At 61.5% G+C, this 23,114-nt stretch carries 21 protein-coding genes; 3 read left to right on the top strand and 18 right to left on the bottom strand.

Features of this window, described 5'->3' with window-relative positions; genetic code table 11:
• Positions 1-6 precede the first annotated feature (6 nt).
• The 5 genes from AC1M7R_RS22760 to AC1M7R_RS22740 are packed head-to-tail and all read right to left on the bottom strand — an operon-like array spanning position 7 to position 3,870.
• Positions 7-837, bottom strand: coding sequence for a DUF2797 domain-containing protein (locus AC1M7R_RS22760; protein ID WP_072398904.1), 831 nt, complete (start codon positions 835-837; stop codon positions 7-9).
• A complete protein-coding gene (locus tag AC1M7R_RS22755) occupies positions 834-1,094 on the bottom strand; it encodes a YeaC family protein (protein WP_053153794.1) in 261 nt (86 codons plus the stop codon). The genes AC1M7R_RS22760 and AC1M7R_RS22755 overlap by 4 nt, the downstream gene beginning before the upstream one ends.
• Before the next feature lie 45 nt (positions 1,095-1,139).
• The gene (locus AC1M7R_RS22750) at positions 1,140-2,012 is read right to left on the bottom strand and encodes a rhomboid family intramembrane serine protease (RefSeq protein WP_072459541.1); all 873 of its coding nucleotides are present in this window, start codon (positions 2,010-2,012) and stop codon (positions 1,140-1,142) included.
• Positions 2,009-2,983, bottom strand: a complete 975-nt coding sequence (locus tag AC1M7R_RS22745; protein WP_176776491.1) for a metallophosphoesterase — start codon at positions 2,981-2,983, stop codon at positions 2,009-2,011. Before AC1M7R_RS22745 ends, AC1M7R_RS22750 begins: the two co-directional genes overlap by 4 nt.
• Complete coding sequence (locus tag AC1M7R_RS22740) at positions 2,980-3,870, bottom strand: NAD(+) kinase (RefSeq protein WP_024776985.1); 891 nt, start codon at positions 3,868-3,870, stop codon at positions 2,980-2,982. Before AC1M7R_RS22740 ends, AC1M7R_RS22745 begins: the two co-directional genes overlap by 4 nt.
• 182 nt (positions 3,871-4,052) lie before the next feature.
• Here AC1M7R_RS22740 and AC1M7R_RS22735 point away from each other — a divergent pair, with 182 nt between their 5' ends.
• Positions 4,053-5,018 (top strand): DUF1853 family protein, encoded by a 966-nt coding sequence (locus AC1M7R_RS22735; protein ID WP_072398901.1) that lies wholly within the window; start codon positions 4,053-4,055, stop codon positions 5,016-5,018.
• A gap of 130 nt (positions 5,019-5,148) precedes the next feature.
• On the opposite strand, the gene AC1M7R_RS22730 is transcribed toward AC1M7R_RS22735, so the two are convergent.
• From AC1M7R_RS22730 to AC1M7R_RS22690, 9 genes are all read right to left on the bottom strand, one after another.
• The gene (locus AC1M7R_RS22730; protein WP_072430530.1) at positions 5,149-6,432 is read right to left on the bottom strand and encodes an arsenic transporter; all 1,284 of its coding nucleotides are present in this window, start codon (positions 6,430-6,432) and stop codon (positions 5,149-5,151) included.
• Positions 6,433-6,466: 34 nt separating this feature from the next.
• Positions 6,467-6,814, bottom strand: a complete 348-nt coding sequence (locus AC1M7R_RS22725; protein WP_072398899.1) for a metalloregulator ArsR/SmtB family transcription factor — start codon at positions 6,812-6,814, stop codon at positions 6,467-6,469.
• Positions 6,815-7,038: 224 nt separating this feature from the next.
• Positions 7,039-7,368 carry a DUF6124 family protein gene (locus tag AC1M7R_RS22720; RefSeq protein ID WP_440776356.1) on the bottom strand — a complete coding sequence of 110 codons (330 nt, stop codon included), beginning with the start codon at positions 7,366-7,368 and terminating at the stop codon, positions 7,039-7,041.
• Between the two features lie 514 nt (positions 7,369-7,882).
• Complete coding sequence (locus tag AC1M7R_RS22715) at positions 7,883-11,005, bottom strand: immunoglobulin-like domain-containing protein (RefSeq protein WP_072398897.1); 3,123 nt, start codon at positions 11,003-11,005, stop codon at positions 7,883-7,885.
• A gap of 170 nt (positions 11,006-11,175) precedes the next feature.
• Entirely contained in the window at positions 11,176-11,505 is a 330-nt protein-coding gene (locus AC1M7R_RS22710; RefSeq protein WP_072398896.1) for a DUF6124 family protein, read from the bottom strand.
• A 397-nt stretch (positions 11,506-11,902) separates the two neighbouring features.
• Positions 11,903-14,374, bottom strand: coding sequence for a hypothetical protein (locus tag AC1M7R_RS22705; protein ID WP_490609933.1), 2,472 nt, complete (start codon positions 14,372-14,374; stop codon positions 11,903-11,905).
• Between the two features lie 226 nt (positions 14,375-14,600).
• Positions 14,601-14,930 (bottom strand): DUF6124 family protein, encoded by a 330-nt coding sequence (locus tag AC1M7R_RS22700; RefSeq protein ID WP_072398894.1) that lies wholly within the window; start codon positions 14,928-14,930, stop codon positions 14,601-14,603.
• Positions 14,931-15,272: 342 nt separating this feature from the next.
• A complete protein-coding gene (locus AC1M7R_RS22695) occupies positions 15,273-17,978 on the bottom strand; it encodes an immunoglobulin-like domain-containing protein (protein ID WP_490609932.1) in 2,706 nt (901 codons plus the stop codon).
• 177 nt (positions 17,979-18,155) lie between these two features.
• Complete coding sequence (locus AC1M7R_RS22690) at positions 18,156-18,713, bottom strand: NADPH-dependent FMN reductase (protein ID WP_072394790.1); 558 nt, start codon at positions 18,711-18,713, stop codon at positions 18,156-18,158.
• Positions 18,714-18,898: 185 nt separating this feature from the next.
• Here AC1M7R_RS22690 and AC1M7R_RS22685 point away from each other — a divergent pair, with 185 nt between their 5' ends.
• Both AC1M7R_RS22685 and AC1M7R_RS22680 read left to right on the top strand, forming a co-directional pair.
• Positions 18,899-19,132 (top strand): hypothetical protein, encoded by a 234-nt coding sequence (locus tag AC1M7R_RS22685; RefSeq protein ID WP_072394788.1) that lies wholly within the window; start codon positions 18,899-18,901, stop codon positions 19,130-19,132.
• 78 nt (positions 19,133-19,210) lie between these two features.
• Positions 19,211-20,104 (top strand): LysR family transcriptional regulator, encoded by an 894-nt coding sequence (locus tag AC1M7R_RS22680; protein ID WP_072394786.1) that lies wholly within the window; start codon positions 19,211-19,213, stop codon positions 20,102-20,104.
• Here AC1M7R_RS22680 and AC1M7R_RS22675 read toward each other — a convergent pair.
• From AC1M7R_RS22675 to AC1M7R_RS22660, 4 genes are all read right to left on the bottom strand, one after another.
• Complete coding sequence (locus AC1M7R_RS22675) at positions 20,070-20,684, bottom strand: GNAT family N-acetyltransferase (RefSeq protein WP_072394784.1); 615 nt, start codon at positions 20,682-20,684, stop codon at positions 20,070-20,072. The two genes, AC1M7R_RS22680 and AC1M7R_RS22675, sit on opposite strands and share 35 nt — an antisense overlap.
• A 257-nt stretch (positions 20,685-20,941) precedes the next feature.
• Positions 20,942-21,703 carry a DNA polymerase III subunit epsilon gene (dnaQ, locus tag AC1M7R_RS22670; RefSeq protein WP_072430525.1) on the bottom strand — a complete coding sequence of 254 codons (762 nt, stop codon included), beginning with the start codon at positions 21,701-21,703 and terminating at the stop codon, positions 20,942-20,944.
• 95 nt (positions 21,704-21,798) lie between these two features.
• Positions 21,799-22,251, bottom strand: a complete 453-nt coding sequence (rnhA, locus tag AC1M7R_RS22665; RefSeq protein ID WP_047700958.1) for a ribonuclease HI — start codon at positions 22,249-22,251, stop codon at positions 21,799-21,801.
• Positions 22,252-22,341: 90 nt separating this feature from the next.
• Positions 22,342-23,100, bottom strand: a complete 759-nt coding sequence (locus AC1M7R_RS22660; RefSeq protein ID WP_072394780.1) for a class I SAM-dependent methyltransferase — start codon at positions 23,098-23,100, stop codon at positions 22,342-22,344.
• Between the last annotated feature and the right edge of the window lie 14 nt (positions 23,101-23,114).

Genomic DNA, 23,114 nt, shown 5'->3' with positions numbered 1-23,114 from the left:
ATCCTTCTACTGATGCACGGCGAGCTGATAGGCCGTGTATTTACGAATATTGATCACGCCGGTATCGAAAATCAGATACTGGCCCTTGATTCCCAGCAACGTGCCTTCGGCAATCGGGTCCTTGTCCAGGTTGAAACTGACGATCTTGGCCGGGTATCGCTCCACCGGATAGCGAATCTCCACAGGTTCGACGTCCGCTATGGTCTGGATCGCTTGCAGGCCGAAACGTTCCTGCAGCCCCTGAAGCCCCTGGGCGCAGCTTTCGAACAGCGAATCGCGGATCCGGGGCAGGTCCACCGCCACCGCGTCGCCCTTGAGCAAGGCGCGCCAGTTGGTCTTGTCCGCCACCTGGCTGCGGAACAGGTCTTCGACGAACCCCGACTGCTGGCGGGTGGCGACCCGCAGGATCGGCAGCGCCTGGCTGGCGCCCTGGTCGAGCCAGCGGGTCGGCAGTTGCGTGGCCCGGGTGATCCCGACCTTCACGCCCGAGGAGTTCGCCAGGTACACCACATGATCGGTCATGCAGAACTGTTCGCCCCATGCCGGCTCGCGGCACGTCCCAGCCTCGAAATGGCAGCGCTCGGGGCTCATGATGCAGATATCGCATTGCGCCAGCCTGGTCATGCAGGGGTAGCAGTAGCCCTGGCTGAAGCTGGTCTTGGTGCGGCGCCCGCAGTGGGTGCAATGGATCGCACCGAGAAACTCCAGGCGCACCGTGCTGCCGATCAGCGGGTTGACCGGCACCTCGACATCGCCCAGGCGAAAGGCATATTGAACGGTCGGCCCGTCCAGGCGCGCCGACATCTTGCTGATTGCACCGCGGCCAATCTCGATCAATGGATGGCATCCGACTTGAACAGGATGTTCGGCACTTCGTGCGCCTTCGACTGGCACTCCTGCGGGCCCATGTAGCCGGTGCGCTCTTCCTCGGGCAGGTTCTGGATTTCCCAGGCGATCATGGCCTGCAACGACAGCTCGCGCTGTTCGGCGGTGAGCTTGTTGCCGTCGGCCCATTTACCGATCTCCACCGCCAGTTTCAGGCTGCGATAGATGTCGGGGGTGATGTTTTTGATCATTTCGTTGAACGAAGACATAGGTTCTCCGCGCTATCGCGCATATTCAAGAGGCACAGGCGCCGGTCAGGGGGCCATTTTACGGCGAGCGAACAGCCCACCCAACAGCCCTGTGAAGCAACCGACGAGCAGCCCGCCGACGTGGGCCGCGTTGGCGATGTCGCCGAAGCCGATCAGCGAAACCAGCCCGGACAGGCACAGCAGCAGCCACACCAGCATCATCACCAGCACCCCACGGGGCAAGTGATAGGTGGGGTTTGGCGCCAGCAGTTGATAGATCCAGCAATGCCCCAGCAAGCCGTACAGCACCCCGGACAACCCACCGAACAGGGTCGGCCCGCTGAACAAATACTGGGCGAAATTGGATACGAGGCTGAACAGCAGCGTCAGCCCCAGCAGGTTGATGCCGCCCTGGCGCGCTTCGATCCGGCGGCCCAGTTCCCAGTACCACATGCCATTCATGGCAATGTGCAGGAAACCGAAGTGGATCAGCATCGGCGTCACCAGGCGCCACCACTGCCCCGCCGCCAGGCTGTCGGCCAGGGGGGTGAAATGGATGTAGTCGCCGACGACGCGAAACTCCAGGAAGGTCAGCCAGCGCAGCGTCTCGAGATTTTCCCCCAGCAGGGTCACCGCCGCGACGATCAGGCTCAGCAGCAACACCAGGGCCGTGATCGGACTGCGGGTCAATTGCTCGACGAAACCCGTCCGCCGTGGGGGGGTGCCGCTGGCAGGCAGCGCCAGCTGGTGCTCGGGGTCGCCCGCCGGAAAGCGTTCGTACAGGGAGCGCACGTCTTCGCTGATTTCGTCCGGCACCCAGAGCACCTGCTCGCCCGCCTCTTCGCTGACGCGGTGAGGCACCTGCATGCGTTGCAGCAACTTGACGAAACCGCTCAGGTCCTGGGCCAGGGGTAAACGCAACACAGCGACAGCGGTCACTTCACCACCTCCGGTCGTTCCACATCGACCCAGACGAATTTGTGCGGGTCCAGTCGGGTTTCCTGGTCCAGGCGATAGGCGGCCAGCTTGCCGTAGAGCACGGCGCTGTAGTCCAGGCACGCCAGGTTCGGGCGGATCGGCGCGGGTTTGCCGCTGCGCCAGTAATGGCCGACGAACAGCAGCGGTTGATCGATGCCGTAACGCAGCAGGTTGTTCTTTTCATCGGGAGACAGGGGCCTGCGCGCCACCGGTTCGGGCAAGGCGTCGGGCTGGAAGACGATATCGCCGTAGGTCTGCGGGTCGTCCTCCCAGAACTTGGTACGAAAGAACGAACGGGTCAGGCCATCGCCACCGGTCAGGGTCATGCCATGGGGCAGGCGCATGTCGGTACCCCGCAACAGGCGGTCGAACACCGTGCAGGCGAAACTGCCGGACTGCGCCGAGGCCTGGAGGAAATGCTCGTCGATGCAACCGTCCGGGAACAGGCCCCGCAGCGGCTCGATCAGGCTGGCGTCCCAACAGGCATGCACCACCCGGAAACGACCGGCATCGACAAACAACGGCAGCTCGTAGAACCAGGCCAGGAAATCGTGCCAGTCGCCGGGGTGATGTTCGAACTGGGTCAGGGTCTCGTTGAGCAACCGGGCATGGCGCGGCGTGTGTTCGCGAACATAGCGCTGGCCACTGCCGGGCAGTGCCGGAGTGCTCCAGCCCAGGGCATTGAACTCGTGGTTGCCCATGATGCACAGCGCCTGGCCGGCCTCCACCATGTCGTGGACGATGTGCAGCGCCTCGCGGATCCGCGGGCCACGGTCGATGATGTCGCCCAGGAACACGGCCATGCGCGACGGATGCCGCCAGACCCCGCCCTGCTTGTGGTAACCGAGCCGGTCAAGCAGGTGTTCCAGGGTCAGGGCGCATCCGTGCACGTCACCGATCAGGTCGTAACTTCGCGCAGGATCGAGCATCAGTCGCCCCTTCCTCCCAGCCGGCTGCCCCAGCCGAGCTTGGTCCGGCAGACTTCGTAGTAATTGTGATCCAGCGGATGGATCAGGCGCAGCTTCTGCGCCTTCTTGCTGACGGTGATGGTGTCACCCGGCGCGCAGGTGAAGTGGTTCTGACCGTCACAGGACACTTGTGGGTAGATCTGCATATCCTTGGACACGACGATTTTCAGTTCACTGTTGCCATCGACCACGATGGGTCGCCCAGACAAGGTATGGGGGTACATGGGCACAATCACAATAGCGTCGAGCTTGGGATGCATGATCGGGCCACCGGCGGACAGCGCGTAGGCCGTGGAGCCCGTGGGCGTGGCGACGATCAGGCCGTCGGCCTTCTGGCTGCAGACGAACTGGCCGTCGATGTACAGCTCGAACTCGATCATGCGCGTGGATTTGCCCGGGTGCAGCACCACGTCGTTGAGGGCGTCGCCCTGGCCGATGGCCTCGGCGTGACGGCGCACCTCGGCCTGCAGCAGGAAGCGGTTTTCCACCAGGTAGTGGCCGTCCAGTACTTCGGCGACCTTGGTTTCCAGCTCGTCCGGGCGGATGTCGGTGAGAAACCCCAGGCTGCCCCGGTTGATCCCCAGCACCGGGATATTGTGCCGCGCCAGGGCCCGCGCGGCCCCCAGCAGGCTGCCGTCGCCGCCCACCACGATCACCATGTCGCAGACTTCGCCCAGCATCTTGCGCGACGACGTCTGCAGGCCATGGCCCGGCAGGACTTCGGCGATGGTATCTTCGAGAATCACATGCAGGTGCCGCTCCAGGAGGAAACGCTTGAGGCGGCGGACGGTGTCCAGCACCTGCGAACTGCCCAGGCGACCGATGATGCCGATATTGCGAAATTGCTCCATGGGGCTCCTGCGAGGGTCTGCGACGGGCGAAAAACCCGATTATGGGCGAAAGCGGCCCATAGACAAAATTCTTTAAGCCTTCACCATCGCGCAAGGCCCTTCATTCGAGGCTTGCCCTCGCCATGGGCCCTGGGTTTTCCCGAAACGAACAGTCTTGGCCATATAGCGGCTATGCTCGCAAAATGATCCTGTTTCCCGAACTGCTGGACCTGCCCCGCCGCTTGCGCCATCCCGAAGTGCGGGACCTGGCGTGGGCGATACTCGCCCCGCCGATGCTCATCGACACCCCCTGGCCCCAGCGCCATCCCCTGTCGGGCAGCGACTGGGTGCAGCAGCCCCACCGGCTGGAACACTGGTTGCAGCAACTGGACCGCGACAGCTATCCCCTGCTGCATTGCCTGTCCCAGGGCCGGACCCGGCGCCTGGGCCTGTACTACGAAAGGCTGTGGCAGTTTGCCGTGCAACACGCGCCGGGCATCGAGCTGGTCGCCGCGAACCTGCCGATCCGCCACCAGGGCCATACCCTGGGCGAGCTGGACCTGCTGCTGCGCGACGGCGAAGGCATCCATCACCTGGAACTGGCGATCAAGCTCTACCTCGGCCCCCAGGACGGCAACGGGCAAGACACCGCTCGGTGGCTGGGCCCGGGCAGCCATGACCGGCTCGACCGCAAACTGGCCCACCTGCGCGAACACCAGTTACCCATCTCGGCGCGCCCGGAAAGCCGCGAAGCCCTGGCGACACTGGGCATCGACGCCGCGGGCATCGAGTCGTTCCGCTCCGAACTCTGGCTGGGGGGCTACCTGCTTTATCCCTGGCCCGGCCACGCCGAACCGCCCGCCGGAGCGCACCCCAGGCATTTGCGCGGCAGTTGGTTGCATCAGCGCGACTGGCCGGCGTTCGTCGCCCAGCGCCCACCGGGCCGCTGGCAACCCCTGCCCCGGGCCGCCTGGCTGGCCCCGGCCCATTACCCGGCGGACCAGACCTGGACCACCGGGCAGCTTGAAGCCTGGCGACTGGCCCTGGACCCCATGGCGCCGGCGCAACTGATGGTGCGCCTGACGGAAAATGCCAAGGGTGAGTGGGAAGAAGCCGAACGGCTGTTCCTGGTGGCGGATCGCTGGCCGGATGTGCCGGGCAATGGCTGAGCCTTGTGCTGCCTGTCAGGACCTCATCGCGAGCAAGCTCGCTCCCACATGGTGTCTCTGTTCTCCCTTGAAATGGCAGGCGCGGCGGTCAGTGTGGGAGCGAGCTTGCTCGCGATAAAGCCACCTCGGTCTAAATGGACAACCGCACCGCCAGCGCCGCCAACGTCACCAGCAACACCGGCACGGTCAGCACGATCCCGACCTTGAAGTAATAGCCCCAGCCGATGCGGATGTCCTTGCGCGCCAGCACATGCAACCAGAGCAAAGTGGCCAGGCTGCCGATCGGCGTGATTTTCGGCCCCAGGTCGCTGCCGATGACGTTGGCATAGACCATCGCCTCCTTCACCACCCCGCTGGCCTGGCTGGCGTCGATGGACAAGGCGCCGACCAGTACCGTCGGCAGGTTGTTCATCACCGACGAGAGCAAGGCCGTCAGCAACCCGGTGCCCATGGCCGCACCCCACACCCCATAGCCGGCGAAAACGTCGAGCCAGCGAGCCAGGTAATCGGTCAGGCCGGCATTGCGCAGCCCATAGACCACCAGGTACATGCCCAGGGAAAAGATCACGATCTGCCAGGGCGCTTCTTTCATGGCCTTGCGGGTGGAAATCTTGTGACCCCGGGCCGCCACGGCCAGCAGCAACGCGGCGCAGACGGCCGAGATCGCGCTGATGGGAATGCCCAGCGGCTCCAGGGCGAAGCAGCCCAGCAACAGGATCGCCAGCACCACCCAGCCGGCGTAGAAGGTGGCCGTGTCGTGGATGGCGCTGGCCGGATCCGCCAGTTGCTGCGGATCGTAGTCGCGAGGGATATCGCGACGGAAGAACCACAGCAGGATCGCCAGACTGGCCGCCACGGCCACCAGGTTCACCGGCACCATCACCGACGCGTAGCGATTGAAGCCAATGCCGAAGAAGTCCGCCGACACGATGTTCACCAGGTTCGACACCACCAGCGGCAGGCTCGCCGTGTCGGCAATGAAACCCGCGCCCATCACGAAGGCCAGGGTCGCCGCCGGGGAAAAGCGCAAGGCCAGCAGCATGGAAATCACGATCGGCGTGAGGATCAGCGCCGCGCCGTCATTGGCGAACAACGCCGACACCAGTGCCCCCAGCAGCACCATGAAGGCAAACAGCTTGCGTCCGCTGCCCCGCCCCCACCGGGCCACGTGCAGCGCCGCCCAAGCGAAGAAACCCGCTTCGTCCAGCAACAGGCTGATGATGATCAGCGCGACGAACGTGCCGGTGGCATTCCAGATGATCTGCCACACCAGGGCAATGTCACCGACCTGCACCACGCCGCTCAACAGGGCCAGAACGGCACCGAGGGTGGCACTCCAACCGACGCCCAGGCCCTTGGGTTGCCAGATCACCAGCGTAATGGTCAGCAGGAAAATCAACGACGCAACGAGCATGCACAATCGCCTTGAGAAAAAAATGGAGGAATGATCAGCAGCAGCGCACGGGACGGTCGACCATCGCGGTCAAGCGTTGCACATCCGCCGCCAGCCACTGGGCGTTGGCCGCCAATGCCTGTTCCAGCAGCGTACCCACCCAGGATGGCAATTGCGGGTGCAGCCGGTAATAGACCCACTGCCCTTGCCGCCGGTCGCTGAGCAGGCCGGCGTGACGCAGCTGCGCCAGGTGTCGAGAGATCTTCGGCTGGCTCTGGTCCAGGGCGGCGGTGAGTTCACAGACACACAACTCGCCTTCACGGGCCACCAACAGCGCGATGCGAGAGCGGGTGTCGTCGGCCAATGCCTTGAAGACATCGACGGGATTATGGGGATTGGGCATGACGAAAAAAGTTTTGGGTAGGCGAAGGACGAATATATGGAGATCCGAATATTCAGTAAAGCGGGGATTGGTGTCACAGGTCCCCTTGTGGCGAGGGGATTTATCCCCGCTGGGGCGCAAAGCGGCCCTAAAATCTGGCAACTCGGTATGCCAGACAGAATCGGGGGGCTGCTTCGCAGCCCAGCGGGGATAAATCCCCTCGCCACAGGATTGTGTTGGGCCAGCTAGCGCGGATCGACGTTATCCAGGGCCCGGTTCGCCAGCAACCCACCCAGCTCGATCAACTGCTGGATGCCCAACGCCACATGCCGACGCGAACCTTCCAGTTCGAAGGCCAGGTCGCTGATCATGGCATCGGCCGAGGCCAGGGTTTCGCTGAGGTTGGCGAGCAGGCATTCGGTGTCGATGCCGTTCACCACGGTGAAGAGCTGGCCTGGAGGCGGACCGGTGTCGGGCTCGGGCTTGAGATAGAAATCGAGGGTGCGTTTGGCGGCTTTGTCGAAGGCGGTTGGGTCGGGATCGGTGTCTGGCGGATTGGGGGTTGGTTTGAACATGGTGAAGCTCCAAATCGAAATATTGAAGCCATCACTCTCGCTACCAAACGAGGGTGGCGGCCATACGCGGGTTGGTAGACCGGTGACTTGGAGAACCGGCGCGCCCGAAGGCGCCCTGCGCATGACCGCCATAGCAATACAGGCGGAAAAAGCCTATATCAGAGGGGGCTATGCGCCAAAGTCTAACCGGGCTACCAAACCCGATCGCTGAGTCTCAGCGACCTGGAAACGATAAAGCCCGGCCCACAAGCGCACAAGCCGGCGAATTCTGGCGCAGTTGTAGGCAATGGCGCAAGGCGGTGGAGTCGAAGGCTGAAGGATGGCGTGGGGCGCAGGTTCGGTAAGCTCGGGCCTGTACAGGAAGATAGATCACCGCACTCGTGACGAAGGGGGCGCAGGCCGCTGTTATACAGGGTCCGGGTAATCAACAATGTCTTGCTGATAAATATTTGCGCCCCTTTTACATCGTCCTCTTTACCTCAATGACTTTTTGGGAACCTGAGCAGCATTACGTCTATACATTTAAAGGGCGCACACACCAAGCCGCCCGCCAAACAGTTGGCACGGAATCTGTTTTGCTCTTTATTTGTATGGTGGTACCTAGATCGGCGATAAAACTTGCCCAGGCTACGGGTGGTAAGGGTCTGGGAGTACAAGTCCAACGGTTTCTGATCAACATAGTGTCCTCTATAAAGGGAAGCCATGTGTCCTCATCGGTATATCGCCTTCTCAGGTCGGTGAGATGAGCTGAGGTAAATTCGATGCCTCCTTGTGATTCGCGCCACACATCGGCGCTACTGGCTGACATGAGCGAATCATTCAGCAGTAACTCCATTACATTTGAAACGCGCACGCTGAATCGTGCCGTCGCCCCGTCCTGATCGGTGACCTCAATCACAGTTTCTCCATTCCCCTCGCCCGTCACAATGCCTTGTTGGGTGACCGAGGCAACTCTCGTATTCATTGACCGGTAGAGATAAGGGGGAACGCCGTTGGAGGCCGTTCGTTGTTGAGTATTTCCAGGCGAGTCGGATGGATTCGGCTTTTGGGTCCAGTTGACGTTGGCTCGCACTGATAGACCATCCAATATCATTAGTGAGGGATCCACAGTAAGAGGAGGGCTGATAAGCAGGCGGTAGGTTCGCAGCGGAAAACTAACCGCATTAGCTTGGTTCGAAGTGCGATCGAAAGTGACCTCAAGCACTACCTTGAGCTCAGAACCATCGCGCAGCTTCTCCAACTCACTCCGTGATAGCGATGTGGAAAGCCCAGCAGTCACCTGGCCCGAGCTGACCTCTGAGTTGGTATACAGCGCAATCGTGTAATGCGAACCATCCTTGGCAATCCCCTCGCAACTCATCCAGACCCGCTGGCCCGCCGCAATCAACGGCCATGGCGCGACAGTGACGCGTGCATTCCCGGTAAACTTACTCAAATCCAATTCAGTCCCCAGCCCTCCCTGCGCCGCCTCCGGAATCAACGGTATCGTCAGGCTCGCCACAGGCATCGCCTGCACATTCAGCACAAACGCATCCGACGGCGGCGACTCCACGCCGTTCTGGATTACCGTGTAAGTCACCGTCACCGACTTGCCCAGGTTGAACGCCACCACGCTGTTGGTCATCGGAACGTCCCAGCCATCCCTGACCGGCCATTCCTCCGAGGTGTACGACCCCCCGGCCGGCGTGCCCGGTGCGCCGGTCCAGGTGACTTTGAGTTTGTCCTCGGGCAGCAGCGCGGCATTGGCTGGCACGACGACGGTCAACTTGTCCTTGGCATTGACCGGGTTCAGGATGGCGCCGTTGGCTTCTTCCACCGAAGGTGCCTTCAGGTCCAGGACCGAACCCACCGTCAGGTGCCTGACAATGGAATTGCCCAGCAAGCTCGTGCCACGGGTGATGGAGTAGCTCACGTCTACCGTGCCATTGAGGTTTTCGGTCACGTACCGGAACGGCACGGTAAACGGCACCAGCTTGCCCGCTGTGTTGCCAGTCAAGGTTCTGGACTGGTCCGGGGCATTGCTCGACGAACCGCGCCAGCGCAGCACGACGATATCTTCGGGAATCGTCGCGGTATGGGTCGCGTGAACGTTCACGCCAATCAGCGGATTGACGTCGTCCGGGTTCAATACGTCGTTGGGCGCTTCCACCACAGTCGGGATAGGCAGCGACGGCGCGGCGACCCCCACGCTCAACACCAGATGCTCCGATTCGGGTTGGCCGTTCACGCTGTAGTACACGGTGAGCGAGCCGCCATCGAGCCGCTTGACCTGCTCTTTGGCGAGGTTCGCCAGCACCGGCGCGCCGACCGGCTCTCCACCGACGATGGCGGTCACTTCATGGTAGGTCGGCAGCGTGGTGGAGGTGCGACCGTCACAGATGATAATGATCTCGTCGCCGGCGGTTCGGCCTGGGTAGTAAGGAACGGACAGGGTGTAGAAGCTGAGGTCCGGATCCAGCGTTCCGCCCACCGCTTCCACAATCTCCGGGGCCAGGTATTGACGGGCATCGCCGATCACGGTCACGGAGGTGCTTTTCGATGGGAGATCCTTCTCGCCACTGCGGATCCTTAGGTAACTTACCGAGGCCCGTCCCCTGGCGATCGCCGCGACATCATCATGGGGGATGGTGAAGTCGTAGTAGTAGGGAATGGTTTGAACCGTGTGCTCCAGCGGGCCGACGATCACCGGGGAGCTATCAGCAGCCGTGCCACGCCAGGTCAGGCGCAAAAGGTCACCCACGGCGTGTTCGTAGCGGTTGGCGGTGACACGTACGGTGACCGGATTGCCGGCCAGTTCGGCGAGGTCGACCTCCTCCACCGGAAAGCCATCGACCAGCACCAGCGGCGGATCGAGGCGATTGTTGTTCACATCCACCAGCACATGGGTCACCGCGGACCAGCGCCAATACCCCCCCGGGTAATTGCCGCACTCATCCACCACCTGATAGGCCACGGCCAGGGCATCGCTGTCCTCGGCTCGCTCGATCACCTCCAGGGGGATGGTGATAGTGATCTCTTGGTTTTCCTCATCCTCGGCCACCGTGTGATAGACATTCTCGGTGCCCCAGGCCACGTTGATCTCGTCTCTGCGACGCATGTTCTTGTATGGCTTGATGGTGATCGGCACACCGGCTGCGGCCTCGTCGGGGCCAACCCCGTTGTCGAGAATGTCCTGGGGAATCGAATACTTCAGGCCCGAATGGCCAGGGGTGCCTTGGTCCGGATCGAAGCCACCGGGTGGGTCGAGCTTGACCAGCAAGTTCCACTGCGGCTGCGACACGACCGGTTGCGTCGAGCTTGACCGCAGCACACTGTAGAACACCGGAAAAGCGTCGCCTTCGACGATATGCCCTTCATCGACCCGGAAAGCCAGTCGCTGGTTTTTCTGGTTCTGGTCGACGACGGTGCTCCAGACAGGGGCGGAGCCATCGCTCCAGTAGAGTTTGAAGTCGTCACCGACCTCCATGTTGGTCCAGGGTTCGACGATACAGAGCAGCCCCCCTTCCACCAGCCTGGCCGGAATACCGGCATCGTAGTCCTGCACCAAAAGCGTCCAGCCTGGAAACCAGGGCGGGTCGAGAGTGTCGGCCGAAGGCGTGCTGCTGGGCGAATAACGCCGGGGGAATCGCTTTTCCATGGGAAACACCTCGATCTTTGAGGGGCTGCCAATAAAACAGTAGAGGCGAAGGGAAGGAGCGATCATTAAGACGCGCCGGGGTGGGAGCGTCTACTGTCAGGATTGACAGGTGGAGGGATGACCTTCGTGGCGAGGGAGCGGGTTTCCTCGCCACGGATAAGATGGACCGATTAACGCAGGTCGCCGTTATCCAACGCCCGGTTCGCCAGCAACCCACCCAGCTCGATCAACTGCTGGATGCCCAACGCCACATGCCGACGCGAACCTTCCAGTTCGAAGGCCAGGTCGCTGATCATGGCATCGGCCGAAGCCAGGGTTTCGCTGAGGTTGGCGAGCAGGCATTCGGTGTCGATGCCGTTTACCACGGTGAAGAGTTGGCCTGGGGGTGGGTCGGTTTCGGGGTCGGGCTTGAGGTAGAAATCGAGGGCGCGTTTGGCGGCTTTGTCGAAGGCGGTTGGGTCGGGATCGGCGTCTGGCGGATTGGGGGTTGGTTTGAACATGGTGAAGCTCCTTGATGAGTGGAGCCGTCATCCATCGCTGCTAAACGAATATAGGTGGCGGCTGTACGCGGGTTAGCAGACCAGGCATCAAGGAACCCGGCGCACCGAAGTGCCCCACGCATAGCCGCCATGATGCTGACCAGCCGAAAAGGGCCGACTGTTCAATGGCGACACTGGCGTGCCTTGATGGTGCGAGCTGCTAAACCCGATCGCTGATTCGTCAGCGACCCGCAAACGATAGAGCCCGCCTCCCAGGCGCACAAGCCGGCGGATTCTGGCGCAGTTGTAGGCCATGGCGCAAGGCGACGTAGCCGGAGGCTGAAGGATGAGGTGAGACGCAGTTTCGGCAAGCTCGGGCCTGTTAAAGCGAGTTTCCTCGCTTTAACAGGCTGTACTTCTAGTAAATAAATGCGTCCCCTTTTTCCTGATTGATCGGTTCAAATGCCAACATACGGGGATACAACTGATTATTACGGTCCTCGCCGAAGCTCAGAGCGCCAAATCTATTTAAATGCCAAACATAAGCAGAAATTCTGGGTTGGCCTGATGGGCTTTCCCATATATATGCGAGCCCCGTAAATAGCCTCTCCGGAGTGTTCGGTCCAGTTGCCATTTCAAGCAGTCCTTCAAGAGTTTCAAAATTCTGAGCAAGAGCCAATATGTACTCATGTGAATCCTTGGTGAGTGCCCATCCGACTTCGCGTGCCCATGCGTGCACATCCGCAGGAGTTGTGGGCTCTACAATACGTATCAACAGCCGGACTATATTCTCGACCATCACCTCATAACGCACCTCAGCCCCTGCGGAGTCTTCAATCACAATTGTTGTCACACCATTACGCAGGCCGGCGACCTTGCCCGCCTCGGACACAGATGCCGTTTCTGGATCGAGCGAAGTATAACTGTAGGGAGGAATCCCACCGGTGGGCATACGAGTACCTGTATTGTTGGGAACCTCACGCTGTGCCAGACCATACGATTGAAAAATTTTGATGCCGTCCAACCGCATGGGCGTAGGATCCACGATCAGTGGATTGGCCCTGGCTACTCTATAAGTTCGCAGTGGAAAGCCGACCGCATTGGCTTGACTCGAAGTGCGATCGAAAGTGACTTTCAGCACAACCCTCAACTCAGAACCATCGCGCAGCTTCTCCAACTCGCTCCGTAACAGCGGTGTGGAAAGCCCAGCAGTCACCTGGCCCGAGCCGACCTCTGAGTCGGAGTACAACGGAATCGTGTAATTCGAACCATCACTGGCGATCCCCTCGCAACTCAGCCAAACCCGCTGACCCGCCGCAATCAACGGCCATGGCGCGACAGTGACGCGTGCATTCCCGGTAAACTTACTCAAATCCAATTCAGTCCCCAGCCCTCCCTGCGCCGCCTCCGGAATCAACGGTATCGTCAGGCTCGCCACAGGCATCGCCTGCACATTCAGCACAAACGCATCCGACGGCGGCGACTCCACGCCGTTCTGGATCACCGTGTAGGTCACCGTCACCGACTTGCCCAGGTTGAACGCCACCACGCTGTTGGGAATCGGAACGTCCCAGCCATCCCTGACCGGCCACTCCCCCGAGGTGTGTGAACCACCTGCCGGCGTGCCCGCTGCACCGGTCCAGGTGACTTTGAGTTTGTCGTCGGGCAGCAGCGCGGCGTTGGCCGGCACAACGATGTGGAGCGCGTCCTTGGCCTGGACCGGGTTCAGGATGGCGCCATTGGCCTCTTTCACCGAAGGAGGCAACAGGTTCTGCGCCGCTCCGATCACGCTCGCATGAGCCGTTTTTGAGGAGCCTATCAGCGTCGTGCCCCTGAACAGTTTGTAAGACGCCTGCACCGTACTGCCCGAAATAACCTTGTCGTTGGGAATCTCCAGCACACAGGCCTGTTTCTGCCCAAAACCATCGGTTTCGACCGTTCCCGTCTCGCTGTGGGTGACCTCCGGCTGGCCTGCCACTTTCGCGACGTAGGTCGCCTCGATCGTATCTCCCGGCAGGAAACGAGGGTCGCTGGTCAAGATGATCAACAGCAGCGGGTTCGTACCCAGTTTCTCGAGATCGATGATCCCGGGGTCGTCAGCCGTGTCGCTGGCGATTTCCCGCGGGATCGGCACCGGCAGTCGAAGACCGGCCTGGTCTACGTCAACCGTCTGCACAGCGGACCAGGGCGAGTTGAGATCCGGCGAGTTGCCCAACTGGTCGGTGACCGTGAAGGAGAACATGAACTGGGCATGGTCATCGCCCAGGTCGGCGCTGGTGACATCGAAGCAGATCGTGGTGGGTGTCGGCGAGCCGGGGTCCGGCGGCGATGGGGCCTCGGTATCAGGCACCGTATGGTATTTGGGCTTGCCGTTGCAGTTGAGCCAGATACGGTCATGTGCCCGGCAATAGGGGTAGCTGCCCGGCCCTACTCCGTTCTTGATTTCATCCGGCAGGATCAACTCCAGCTCGGAATGCGCACCATCGCCAGGCGTGCGATCGAAAAGGCCTGGCCGGAACTCGTTGTAGAGGATCTCTGCAGGAGGATCGGAGGTTTCAACGACACCGCTGAGACGCCTTATGGTGTAGGTCAGTCGATTGACTGCGTTGGCCAATAGTTTTCCATGAGGAATGTACAGCTCCACCGTGTCGTCGGTGCCCAGCGTGTTCCGGTTGTCGATGTTCGTCTCGCCATTGAGGTTGATCGAGACGTTCTCCCCGCCTGTCTGGTTTGTATAAGGCAACACCGCGACCTTGCAGCCCGCGGGCTCCTGGTCATAGATATGCTTGGGCACCCCGAAATCGCCCCCCACCACAGGGCGAGTGGCGCGCGGCAGGTCGGGTTTCTCCAGAAGGACAGTCTGGTCGGCGGGTGTCGATGGCGGGGGCATGGTCGGAGTCCTCATAAGTGACGCGTCAAGGCGTGGAGATATGAGAGCGCCGATGTGTAAGGGCTGGCTACTGTCAGTACTGACAGGTGAGAGCAGGTTTAAGACGAGCGGCGAGCTGGTTTCATGGCTGCCTGCTCCCGCTCGGTTGCGCAGCGACCGCCCCACCGAAGGGGCTGCTTCGCACCCCGGCGGGAGCAAGCTCCCTCGCCACGGGTGGGACGGTCGATCAGCGCAGGTTGCCGTTGTCCAGCGCCCGGTTCGCCAGCAACCCGCCCAGTTCGATCAACTGCTGGATGCCCAACGCCACATGCCGGCGCGAACCTTCCAGTTCGAAGGCCAGATCGCTGATCATGGCATCGGCCGAGGCCAGGGTTTCGCTGAGGTTGGCGAGCAGGCATTCGGTGTCGATGCCGTTTACCACGGTGAAGAGTTGGCCTGGGGGTGGGTCGGTTTCGGGGTCGGGCTTGAGGTAGAAATCGAGGGCGCGTTTGGCGGCTTTGTCGAAGGCGGTTGGGTCGGGATCGGTGTCTGGCGGGTTGGGGGTAACTTTAAACATAAGATAACGCTCCATGTGTGCTCATAAGGAGCCATCACCCTTGCTACCAAACAAAGGGTGGCGGCCATACGAAGGTTGGTAGACCGGCCCACATGGAAAACCGGCGCGCCCGAAGACGCCCTGCGCATGGCCACCATCAGACAAGCCAAAAGGCATGCACAAGGTAACGCTATACGCCATGTGGAAGACGGGCTACCAAACCCGATCGCTGATTCGTCAGCGACCCGCAAACGATAGAGCCCGCCTCCCAGGCGCACAAGCCGGCGGATTCTGGCGCAGTTGTAGGCAATGGCGCAAGGCGGTGTAGCCAGGAGCGCTTATGCCCCACACCAGAACCCATTCCTATTTCGCCCTGATGCCGAAACCATCTGCCCGATTCTTACCCAAGACAGATTCAAGTGGCGTTTCTGCGCCAGTCTCTGTCTGGATGCCATAGACATACCCAATCCCCCATGCAGTAGATGACCAACTCCAATTGGGACTGACCCCGGGCGCCCCGTTGTAATCGCTCCTCATCCGGTGCCATTCATCACGTGTTGGGAGACGTCCTCCTTGAGCCGCCGCTGCGTTGTTACATTGGTTGTACGTGCCATGTACACCAGTCCCGAAAGCAACGAACACATTTGATACAGCTACAGGATAGGACGTGTAATTACCCTTCTGATCCACCGCGTAAATGATGGCTGCCCCGTTGCCAAACGAAGTGACTTTCCCAGTGCTCACATCAACATGGGCGATATGGGGGGCGCTGGAGCTGTATTGGTAAGGCGGCACGCCGCCAGCAGGCTGGCGATAACCAAATGCACCGGCAGCAGGATTGGGCGGCACGGCCCCCGTGCTGCTCAAGAATATCCAGGTGGAAAGAACCATCTGCGTCGGGTCTATCGTTAATGGCTCCACTACGGTGAAGCTTTTTACTGCCGACTCCTGTCCACTGCCATATAGGGCCCTGGCTTTCAGGCTGTAGGTCCTGGCGGTCAGCCCCGCAAGTGTGGTGTTCCAAGCTGTGGTGTTGGCGGGAATATCAACAACATTGCCAATAGCACTATCAACGTCTATCAGCTGAATCTGCTGACCGCTGTTGCCAGTGCCGGTGACTACGACGCTGGTTTCGACCGTGGTCCCATCGACAACCGAGCCTTGACTGTCAGAGATATCCGTAATAGTGGGAGCAATCAATGCCACCGCTCTGACAATGTAAATCCGTAACGGAAAGATAACGGCCTCGCTCTGGTTACTGGTTCGATTGAACGTCACCAGCAGCACAACTTTGAGCTCAGAACCATCGCGCAGCTTCTCAAGATCGCTCCGTAACAGCGGCATGGAAAGCCCACCGGTCACTTGGCTTGAGCTGACTTCCGAGCCGGCGTACAGGGGAATCGTGTAATTGGAACCATCACTGGCTATCCCCTCGCAACTCAGCCAAACCCGCTGACCTGCCGCAATCAACGGCCATGGCGCGACGGTGACGCGTGCATCCCCGGTAAATTTACTCAAATCCAATTCAGTCCCCAACCCTCCCTGCGCCGCCTCCGGAATCAACGGTATCGTCAGGCTGGCCACAGGCATCGCCTGCACATTCAGCACAAACGGATCCGACGGCGGCGACTCCACGCCGTTCTGGATCACCGTGTAGGTCACCGTCACCGACTTACCCAGGTTGAACGCCACCACGCTGTTGGGAATCGGAACCTCCCACCCATCCCTGACCGGCCATTCGCCCGAGGTGTGAGAACCCCCGGCCGGTGTGCCCGGTGTGCCCGGTGCGCCGGTCCAGGTGACTTTCAGTTTGTCGTCGGGCAGCAGCGCGGCGTTGGCCGGCACGACGACGTGGAGCGAGTCCTTGGCCTGGACCGGGTTCAGGATGGTGCCATTGGCCTCTTTCACCGAAGGAGGCAACAGGTTCTGCGCCGCTCCGATCACGCTCGCATGGGCCGTTTTTGAGGTACCGACCAGCGTCGTGCCCCTGAACAGTTTGTAGGACATTTCTACCGTGCTGTCCGGAATAACCTTGTCGTTGGGAATTTCCAGCACACAGGCCTGTTTCTGCCCAAAACCATCGGTTTCGACCGTTCCCGTCTCGCTATGGATGACCTCCGGCTGGCCCACCACTTTCGCAACGTAGGTCGCCTCGATCGTATCCCCCGGCAGGAAGCGTGAGTCACCGGTCAAGACGATCAACAGCAGCGGGTTGGTGCCCAGCTTGTCGAGGTCGATGGTGCTGGGATCGTCGCCCGTGTCGCTGCCGATTTCCCGCGGGATCGGCACCGGCAGTCGAAGGCCGGCCTGGTCCACGTCCACGATCTGTACTGCCGAAAAGGGCGAGTCAAGGTCCGGCGAGTTGCCCAACTGGTCGGTGACCGTGAAGGAAAACATGAACTCGGGATGGTCCTCGCCCAGGTCGGCGCTGGTGACATCGAAGCAGATCGTGGTAGGCGTTGCCGAGCCGTGGTCCGGCGGCGCAGGAGCCTCGCTTTCCAGCACGGTACGCATCACATCCTTGCCGTTGCAATTGAGCCGGATGCGGTCATGTGCCCGGCAATAGGGGTAGCTCACGCACACCGTCGCCCGGGAGAACCCCGGCCCTATGCCGTTCTTGATTTCATCCGGCAGGATCAATTCCAGCTCCGAGTGTGCGCCATCGCCGGGCGAGCGATCCTCGTTACCAGGGCGGATCTGGTTATACAGAATCTCCACGGGAGGGTCAGAGGTTTCGGGGATACCGCTCAGGCGCCTCACGGTGTAGGTCAGTCGATTGACCATGCCGGGCAGCAATTTTCCATTCGGTATGTAGAGCTCCACCGTGTCGTCGATGCCCAGCGTGTCCCGGTTGTCGATGTTCGTCTCGCCATTGAGGTTGATCGAGACGTTCTCCCCGCCTGTCTGATTCGTATAAGGCAACACCAGAACCTTGCAGCCTGCGGGCTCCTGGTCATAGATATGCTTGGGCACCCCGAAATCGCCCCCCACCACAGGGCGAGTGGCGCGCGGCAGGTCGGGTTTCTCCAGAAGGACGGTCTGGTCGGCGGGTGTCGATGAAGGGGGCATGGTCGGAGTCCTCATAAATGACGCGTCAGGGCGTGTAGATATGAGAGCGCCGATGCATGAGGGCTGGCTACTGTCAAAGTTGACAGTTCGGGAAGCGATCAGGGGTGTCGAGCGGGGTAGCTCACTGAACAGGGAGTGCTACCCCGCTCCCAGAGCAAAGGGATGCGTAGGGCGGGATCAGCGCTTTTTATGCTGCTCCACCCACTTGCCATAGGCATCGATGAACTTCTGCAGGAACGGCCTTACAGACTCCGACAGGTTGCCCGCCTCGTCGAACGCCGTGCCGGCGCCGCTCAGGTAGGCTTCCGGCTGCTGCATGCACGGCACGTCGAGGAACACCAGTGACTGGCGCAGGTGGTGGTTGGCGCCAAAGCCTCCGATGGCCCCCGGCGATGCGCTGATGACCGCACCCGGCTTGCCGCTCAGGCAGCTCTGGCCGTAGGGGCGGGAGCCGACGTCGATGGCGTTCTTCAGCGGTGCCGGCACCGAGCGGTTGTATTCCGGGGTGACGAACAGCAAGGCGTCGGCCGCGCCCACCTGCTGGCGGAAAGTGCGGTAAGCCTCGGGCGGCGTGACGTCCAGGTCTTCGTTATAGAGCGCCAGCTCGCCGATCTCGACGATCTGCAATTTCAGGTTGGCCGGCGCCAGGTCCGCCAGGGCCAACGCCACCTTGCGGTTGATCGACGCCTTGCGCAGGCTTCCTACCAGAACGGCCACGCTATACACATTACTCATAAGGGAGCTTCTCGATTTCGGATCAAGGGAGCCTGTAGTTATAGATGATCGGGCTGACAATTGGACCAGTGGAGCGACGAAAACCGGCGGCCTGGACTATTTTTTCCTTGTAGGAAAACTTACCGCGCGTGGGCAAGGTCTACAGAACCGCAAATCGAGTCATCTATTTCCAGAGGTTCTAAGCAATGGCAGCAGTACAAGTCGGACATTTTCATGCGCGGGACGCCGAAGGTCGCGTCTATTCGGTGTATGAATTCCAGGAGTCGACCCCGTCGCCGGAAGGTAATGGCAAGGAGCCTGTCACTACTTACAAGTTGGCCATCGGGGACCGGGTCAACAAAGTGGACAATGACCGGTTTGTACTGGTGCAGTCAGGGATCGAACTGACACGCGAACCCGAAACCTCCATCGCCTCGTAAGTTGAGCAGAAGTCGTACCTGGACTTGGGTTAGGATTCAGCCACTCAATGGCTTTCCCGCCCAACATGGACTTGCTGCATGCGTTTACGCCACATCGAAGTGATCCAGGCGCTGTTGCAGACCGGCCACCTCGGCACGGCTGCCGAATGGCTGCAGCTGCCGGCGGCTGACGTCGAAGCGATCCTGCGCGACGCCGAGGCCCAGTTGGGTTTCATGCTGTTCGCCAGCGTGCGCGGTCGCCTGCAAGCCACCCGGGAAGCATTGGCGCTGCGCGAAGGCATCACGGGCGTGTATGACGCTCTCGACCCGGTGCAGCGCCTGGCCAGTAGCCTCAAGCATCACCAGGCCCCCGCGCTGCGGATCATCTGCACGCCGCCACTGGCCCAACAGCTATTGCCCCGAAGCCTGGCAGCCCTGCGTCGCCGTTACCCGGACGCCCCCTGCACCCTGCTCAGCCAGCCCACCCGCGAGATCGTCCGTAGCCTGCTGCTGCGCGACAGCGATCTGGGCCTGAGCCTGCACGATCCCGAGCACCCCGATATCCATTGCCAGATGATCGCCCAGGGCAAACTGCAATTACTGGCCCCCCACGGCTGGCTGCAACCCCGGCAAAAGTACGTTTCGCTCCAGGATCTGGCGGGCCAGCCGCTGGTGGGACTGGATGGGCACGACCCGCTGAGCCCGGCATTCGAGAATAAACTGGGAGGGCTGCGTCCGGCGCCGCTGGTCCAGATCCGCGTGCAGACCCACCAGATGATGCGCGCCATGGTCGAGGCCGGCGAAGGCCTTGCCATCGTCGACCCGTTTACGGCCTCAGGTGCCAAGGGCAGCGGGCTGGATGTGTGCCCTGTGTCGCCGGCGGTGCCCATCTGCCTCTACGCGCTGCACCTGAACGGCACGGCCCCCTCGCCCACCCTCCTGTCACTGCTGGAGCTGGTCAGGGAACAAGCCGAGGCGTTGCTGAGCCATTGACCGACATGCCCACCGGATCATCGAACAACCGGTACCAGAACAACGCCACTTCGGCGGTATGCCGGTCGATGCCGCGATAACGCAGTTGGTCGATGCCGCCCAGCACATAGCCGCAACGCTCATAGAGCCGGCAGGCGCCGAGGTTGTTGTTCTGGGTTTCCAGCATGATGCCTGGCAGTTTTTTCTTGCGGCTCCAGAACTGGGCGACATCGAGCAAGGCCTTGGCCACGCCATGGCGACGGGCCGGGGCATGCACCGCCAGTTCGTCGATATGGGCAAAGCCGTTCCAGTTGGTGCTGATCACCAGGTGCCCCACCGGCTGGTCGTCCAGGTACGCCATGAAGATTTCGCTGTCTGGGGCATCGTGGAAGCCACTGAACTCTTCGGGGTCGATGCCATAGCACTTGCGGTAGGGAACGATGGGGGTCACAGGCCACTGGCTCACGGGACAGCCGATCTGCGCCGCCCCGTAGGCACTGACTTCGAAGCTGAAATCGCTGCCCCAGATATAGGTCGCGAAGCCGTCATCGACGACCCGCACTGACAAGCCGGGGTGTTTCGGATTCATCACCGGTTGCATACTGGGGAAGCCCTCATTCCTTGAGACAATCAACGGCCCATTGCCATCCATTGCCCTTGCCTTTGGAATCTTCATACATCAAGCGGGTATCCATGGCCTGCTCGTCACCTCAGGTTAGAAGGTCGTTGCGATTGTGGCGAATGAATGATGCCCGATCCTGTGGCAGCGAACCGGCTCGCCGAGGGTGACACCCCGGGCACCGGTGCGATGCCCGGGCACTGCTGTCGCGAACGAGCTCGCGCCCATGGGTCGAACGATCAGTTTGCCGAGGCTTGTGATTCCACCAGTTGCGTCCACAGTGCCGGAGCGCCAGCGGATTTGGCGATGGCTTCCAGACGCGCGGCATGTTCGGCCAGGTCGCTTTCGCTGGCGCGGATGATCCGGCTTGGCGTGCGATCGGCGGGCAAGCGGCGGATTTCCGAAGCCTTGTTGCCCGAGCCTTCGCCGGTACCGTTGCCGTCCGAGGCGTTGCCGGCCAGGGACAGGCTGGTCTGGCCGCCGGTCATGGTCAGGTAGACGTCGGCCAGGATCTCGGAGTCGAGCAATGCGCCGTGCAGTTCACGCCCGGAGTTGTCGACGCCATAGCGCTTGCACAAGGCATCGAGGCTGTTGCGCTGCCCCGGGTGCCGTTCTCGGGCCATGACCAGGGTGTCGAGGATGGTGCAGTGCTGGCTGATGTCGGCCCGGTCGTGCTGGCCCATCAAGGCGAATTCGTTGTTGATGAAGCCAACGTCGAACGCCGCGTTGTGGATGATCAGCTGTGCGCCCTGGATGAACTCGAAGAACTCGTCGGCCACTTCGGCGAAACGCGGCTTACCCACCAGGAATTCGTTGGTGATGCCGTGGACGCCGATGGCCCCCTCGTCACTTTCCCGGTCCGGTTGCAGATAGACGTGAAAATGACGACCGGTCAGGCGCCGGCCGATCAACTCGACACAACCGATTTCGATAATCCGGTGACCATCGGTCACCGGCATGCCGGTGGTTTCGGTATCCAGTACAACAGATCTGTTGGCCATCAGTGTTCAGCTCTCAACGGGCAGTCTTGCAAAAGCGCGGATGTTAACACGCTCCGAGGGAGTTGCTGGCCGCAGCTTTTGTGGGCAGGGTTGCATCAGGCCTGCTTGTAGCCACGCACCTCGTCCACCCCGCGATTGGCCAACTGGTCGGCCCGTTCGTTACCGTGGTGGCCGATGTGGCCGCGCACCCACTTCCAGGTGACGTTGTGGCGGTTGACCTGTTCGTCCAGCAGTTTCCACAGGTCGGCGTTCTTGACCGGCTCCTTCGCAGCGGTCTTCCAGCCGCGCTTCTTCCAGTTCGCCATCCACTCGTTGATGCCTTTCATCACGTATTGCGAGTCGGTCACCAACAATACGTCGCAGGGCCGCTTGAGTTCCTCCAGGCCACGAATGGCGCCCATCAGCTCCATGCGATTGTTGGTGGTGTTGGCTTCGCCGCCCCAGAGCTCTTTTTCCACGCCCTTGAACACCAGCAACGCGCCCCAGCCGCCCGGGCCGGGATTGCCCTTGCAGGCGCCGTCAGTGAAGAGTTCTACGCTATCGCTCATGCCAATCTATCCAGAAAAAATGCAAAGGCCTGCCGGCCGGGACCGGCAGCGCCCCAGGCCGGAAGCCGGCCCGACGGTATCAGAAAAGGGTCAGGGCTCGATGTGGCGGCGATTGACCTTGGCCATCGGCAAGGGAATCAGCTTGCCCATCGGCTCGCGACGCACCTGGCGCACCGGGCGCAGCCCGACCGCGATCTTGCGCGCCACCAGTAGATAGAAGCCGCCACCGGACAGTTGCCAGTCACCGGCCCTGCGCTCCCAGCCAGCCAGGCGAGCCTGCCACTTGGGTGACGCAAGCGGCGGACGATAGCACCCGAAGCGGCGTTTCTCCAGCGCGAAACCCAGCAGGTTGAGCCAGTCGCCCACCCTCGACGCCGAGATGCAACGGGCCTGGCGCAAGGCGTCGTGGGCGAACACATGCCGCAAGCCCCAAGTGCTCCAGGGGTTGATGCCGATGATCACCAGGTGCCCGCCGGGCCGCACGCTGCTGGCGGCTTCACGCAGCAGGCCGTGGGGCGACAGGCAGAAATCCAGGCCGTGCTGCATCACCACCACGTCGGCGGCGTGCTCGCTCAACGGCCACGCCTGTTCCTCGCAGACGATCTCGACCCCCGGCAAGGGCGCTCCCAGGCGCACGTTGCGCTGGACCTGCGGCGCCGACGGCGGCGTCTGCGCCGACGGACCGTAATGCACCAGGTAGCCGCCGAAGAAACGCCCTAGCTCGTCTTCGAGCATGCGCCGTTCTTCTTCCAACAGGAATTGCCCGACAGGGCCGGACAGCCATTCACGGGCCGCGCTGATCAGCGCCAGCCATTCAGGATCAGCCTGAGCGAACGCTTCATCGGTCATTTGCATTCTCCAAC

The organism is Pseudomonas sp. MS01C9 (assembly GCF_058202755.1).
Note: the sequence above shows the minus strand (reverse complement) of the source record. Positions and strands in the feature narration are given on the sequence as shown.

Bases quoted from the DNA above. Each gene is read 5' to 3' on its own strand.
- AC1M7R_RS22720 (WP_440776356.1), bottom strand. From the start codon at position 7,368: ATGTTCAAACCAACCCCCAATCCGCCAGACACCGATCCCGACCCAACC.
- AC1M7R_RS22715 (WP_072398897.1), bottom strand. From the start codon at position 11,005: ATGGAAAAGCGATTCCCCCGGCGTTATTCGCCCAGCAGCACGCCTTCG.
- AC1M7R_RS22675 (WP_072394784.1), bottom strand. From the start codon at position 20,684: ATGCAACCGGTGATGAATCCGAAACACCCCGGCTTGTCAGTGCGGGTC.
- AC1M7R_RS22700 (WP_072398894.1), bottom strand. From the start codon at position 14,930: ATGTTTAAAGTTACCCCCAACCCGCCAGACACCGATCCCGACCCAACC.
- AC1M7R_RS22725 (WP_072398899.1), bottom strand. From the start codon at position 6,814: ATGCCCAATCCCCATAATCCCGTCGATGTCTTCAAGGCATTGGCCGAC.
- AC1M7R_RS22680 (WP_072394786.1), top strand. From the start codon at position 19,211: ATGCGTTTACGCCACATCGAAGTGATCCAGGCGCTGTTGCAGACCGGC.
- AC1M7R_RS22695 (WP_490609932.1), bottom strand. From the start codon at position 17,978: ATGCCCCCTTCATCGACACCCGCCGACCAGACCGTCCTTCTGGAGAAA.
- AC1M7R_RS22710 (WP_072398896.1), bottom strand. From the start codon at position 11,505: ATGTTCAAACCAACCCCCAATCCGCCAGACGCCGATCCCGACCCAACC.
- AC1M7R_RS22735 (WP_072398901.1), top strand. From the start codon at position 4,053: ATGATCCTGTTTCCCGAACTGCTGGACCTGCCCCGCCGCTTGCGCCAT.
- AC1M7R_RS22740 (WP_024776985.1), bottom strand. From the start codon at position 3,870: ATGGAGCAATTTCGCAATATCGGCATCATCGGTCGCCTGGGCAGTTCG.
- dnaQ (WP_072430525.1), bottom strand. From the start codon at position 21,703: ATGGCCAACAGATCTGTTGTACTGGATACCGAAACCACCGGCATGCCG.
- rnhA (WP_047700958.1), bottom strand. From the start codon at position 22,251: ATGAGCGATAGCGTAGAACTCTTCACTGACGGCGCCTGCAAGGGCAAT.
- AC1M7R_RS22730 (WP_072430530.1), bottom strand. From the start codon at position 6,432: ATGCTCGTTGCGTCGTTGATTTTCCTGCTGACCATTACGCTGGTGATC.
- AC1M7R_RS22755 (WP_053153794.1), bottom strand. From the start codon at position 1,094: ATGTCTTCGTTCAACGAAATGATCAAAAACATCACCCCCGACATCTAT.
- AC1M7R_RS22685 (WP_072394788.1), top strand. From the start codon at position 18,899: ATGGCAGCAGTACAAGTCGGACATTTTCATGCGCGGGACGCCGAAGGT.
- AC1M7R_RS22705 (WP_490609933.1), bottom strand. From the start codon at position 14,374: ATGCCCCCGCCATCGACACCCGCCGACCAGACTGTCCTTCTGGAGAAA.
- AC1M7R_RS22660 (WP_072394780.1), bottom strand. From the start codon at position 23,100: ATGACCGATGAAGCGTTCGCTCAGGCTGATCCTGAATGGCTGGCGCTG.
- AC1M7R_RS22690 (WP_072394790.1), bottom strand. From the start codon at position 18,713: ATGAGTAATGTGTATAGCGTGGCCGTTCTGGTAGGAAGCCTGCGCAAG.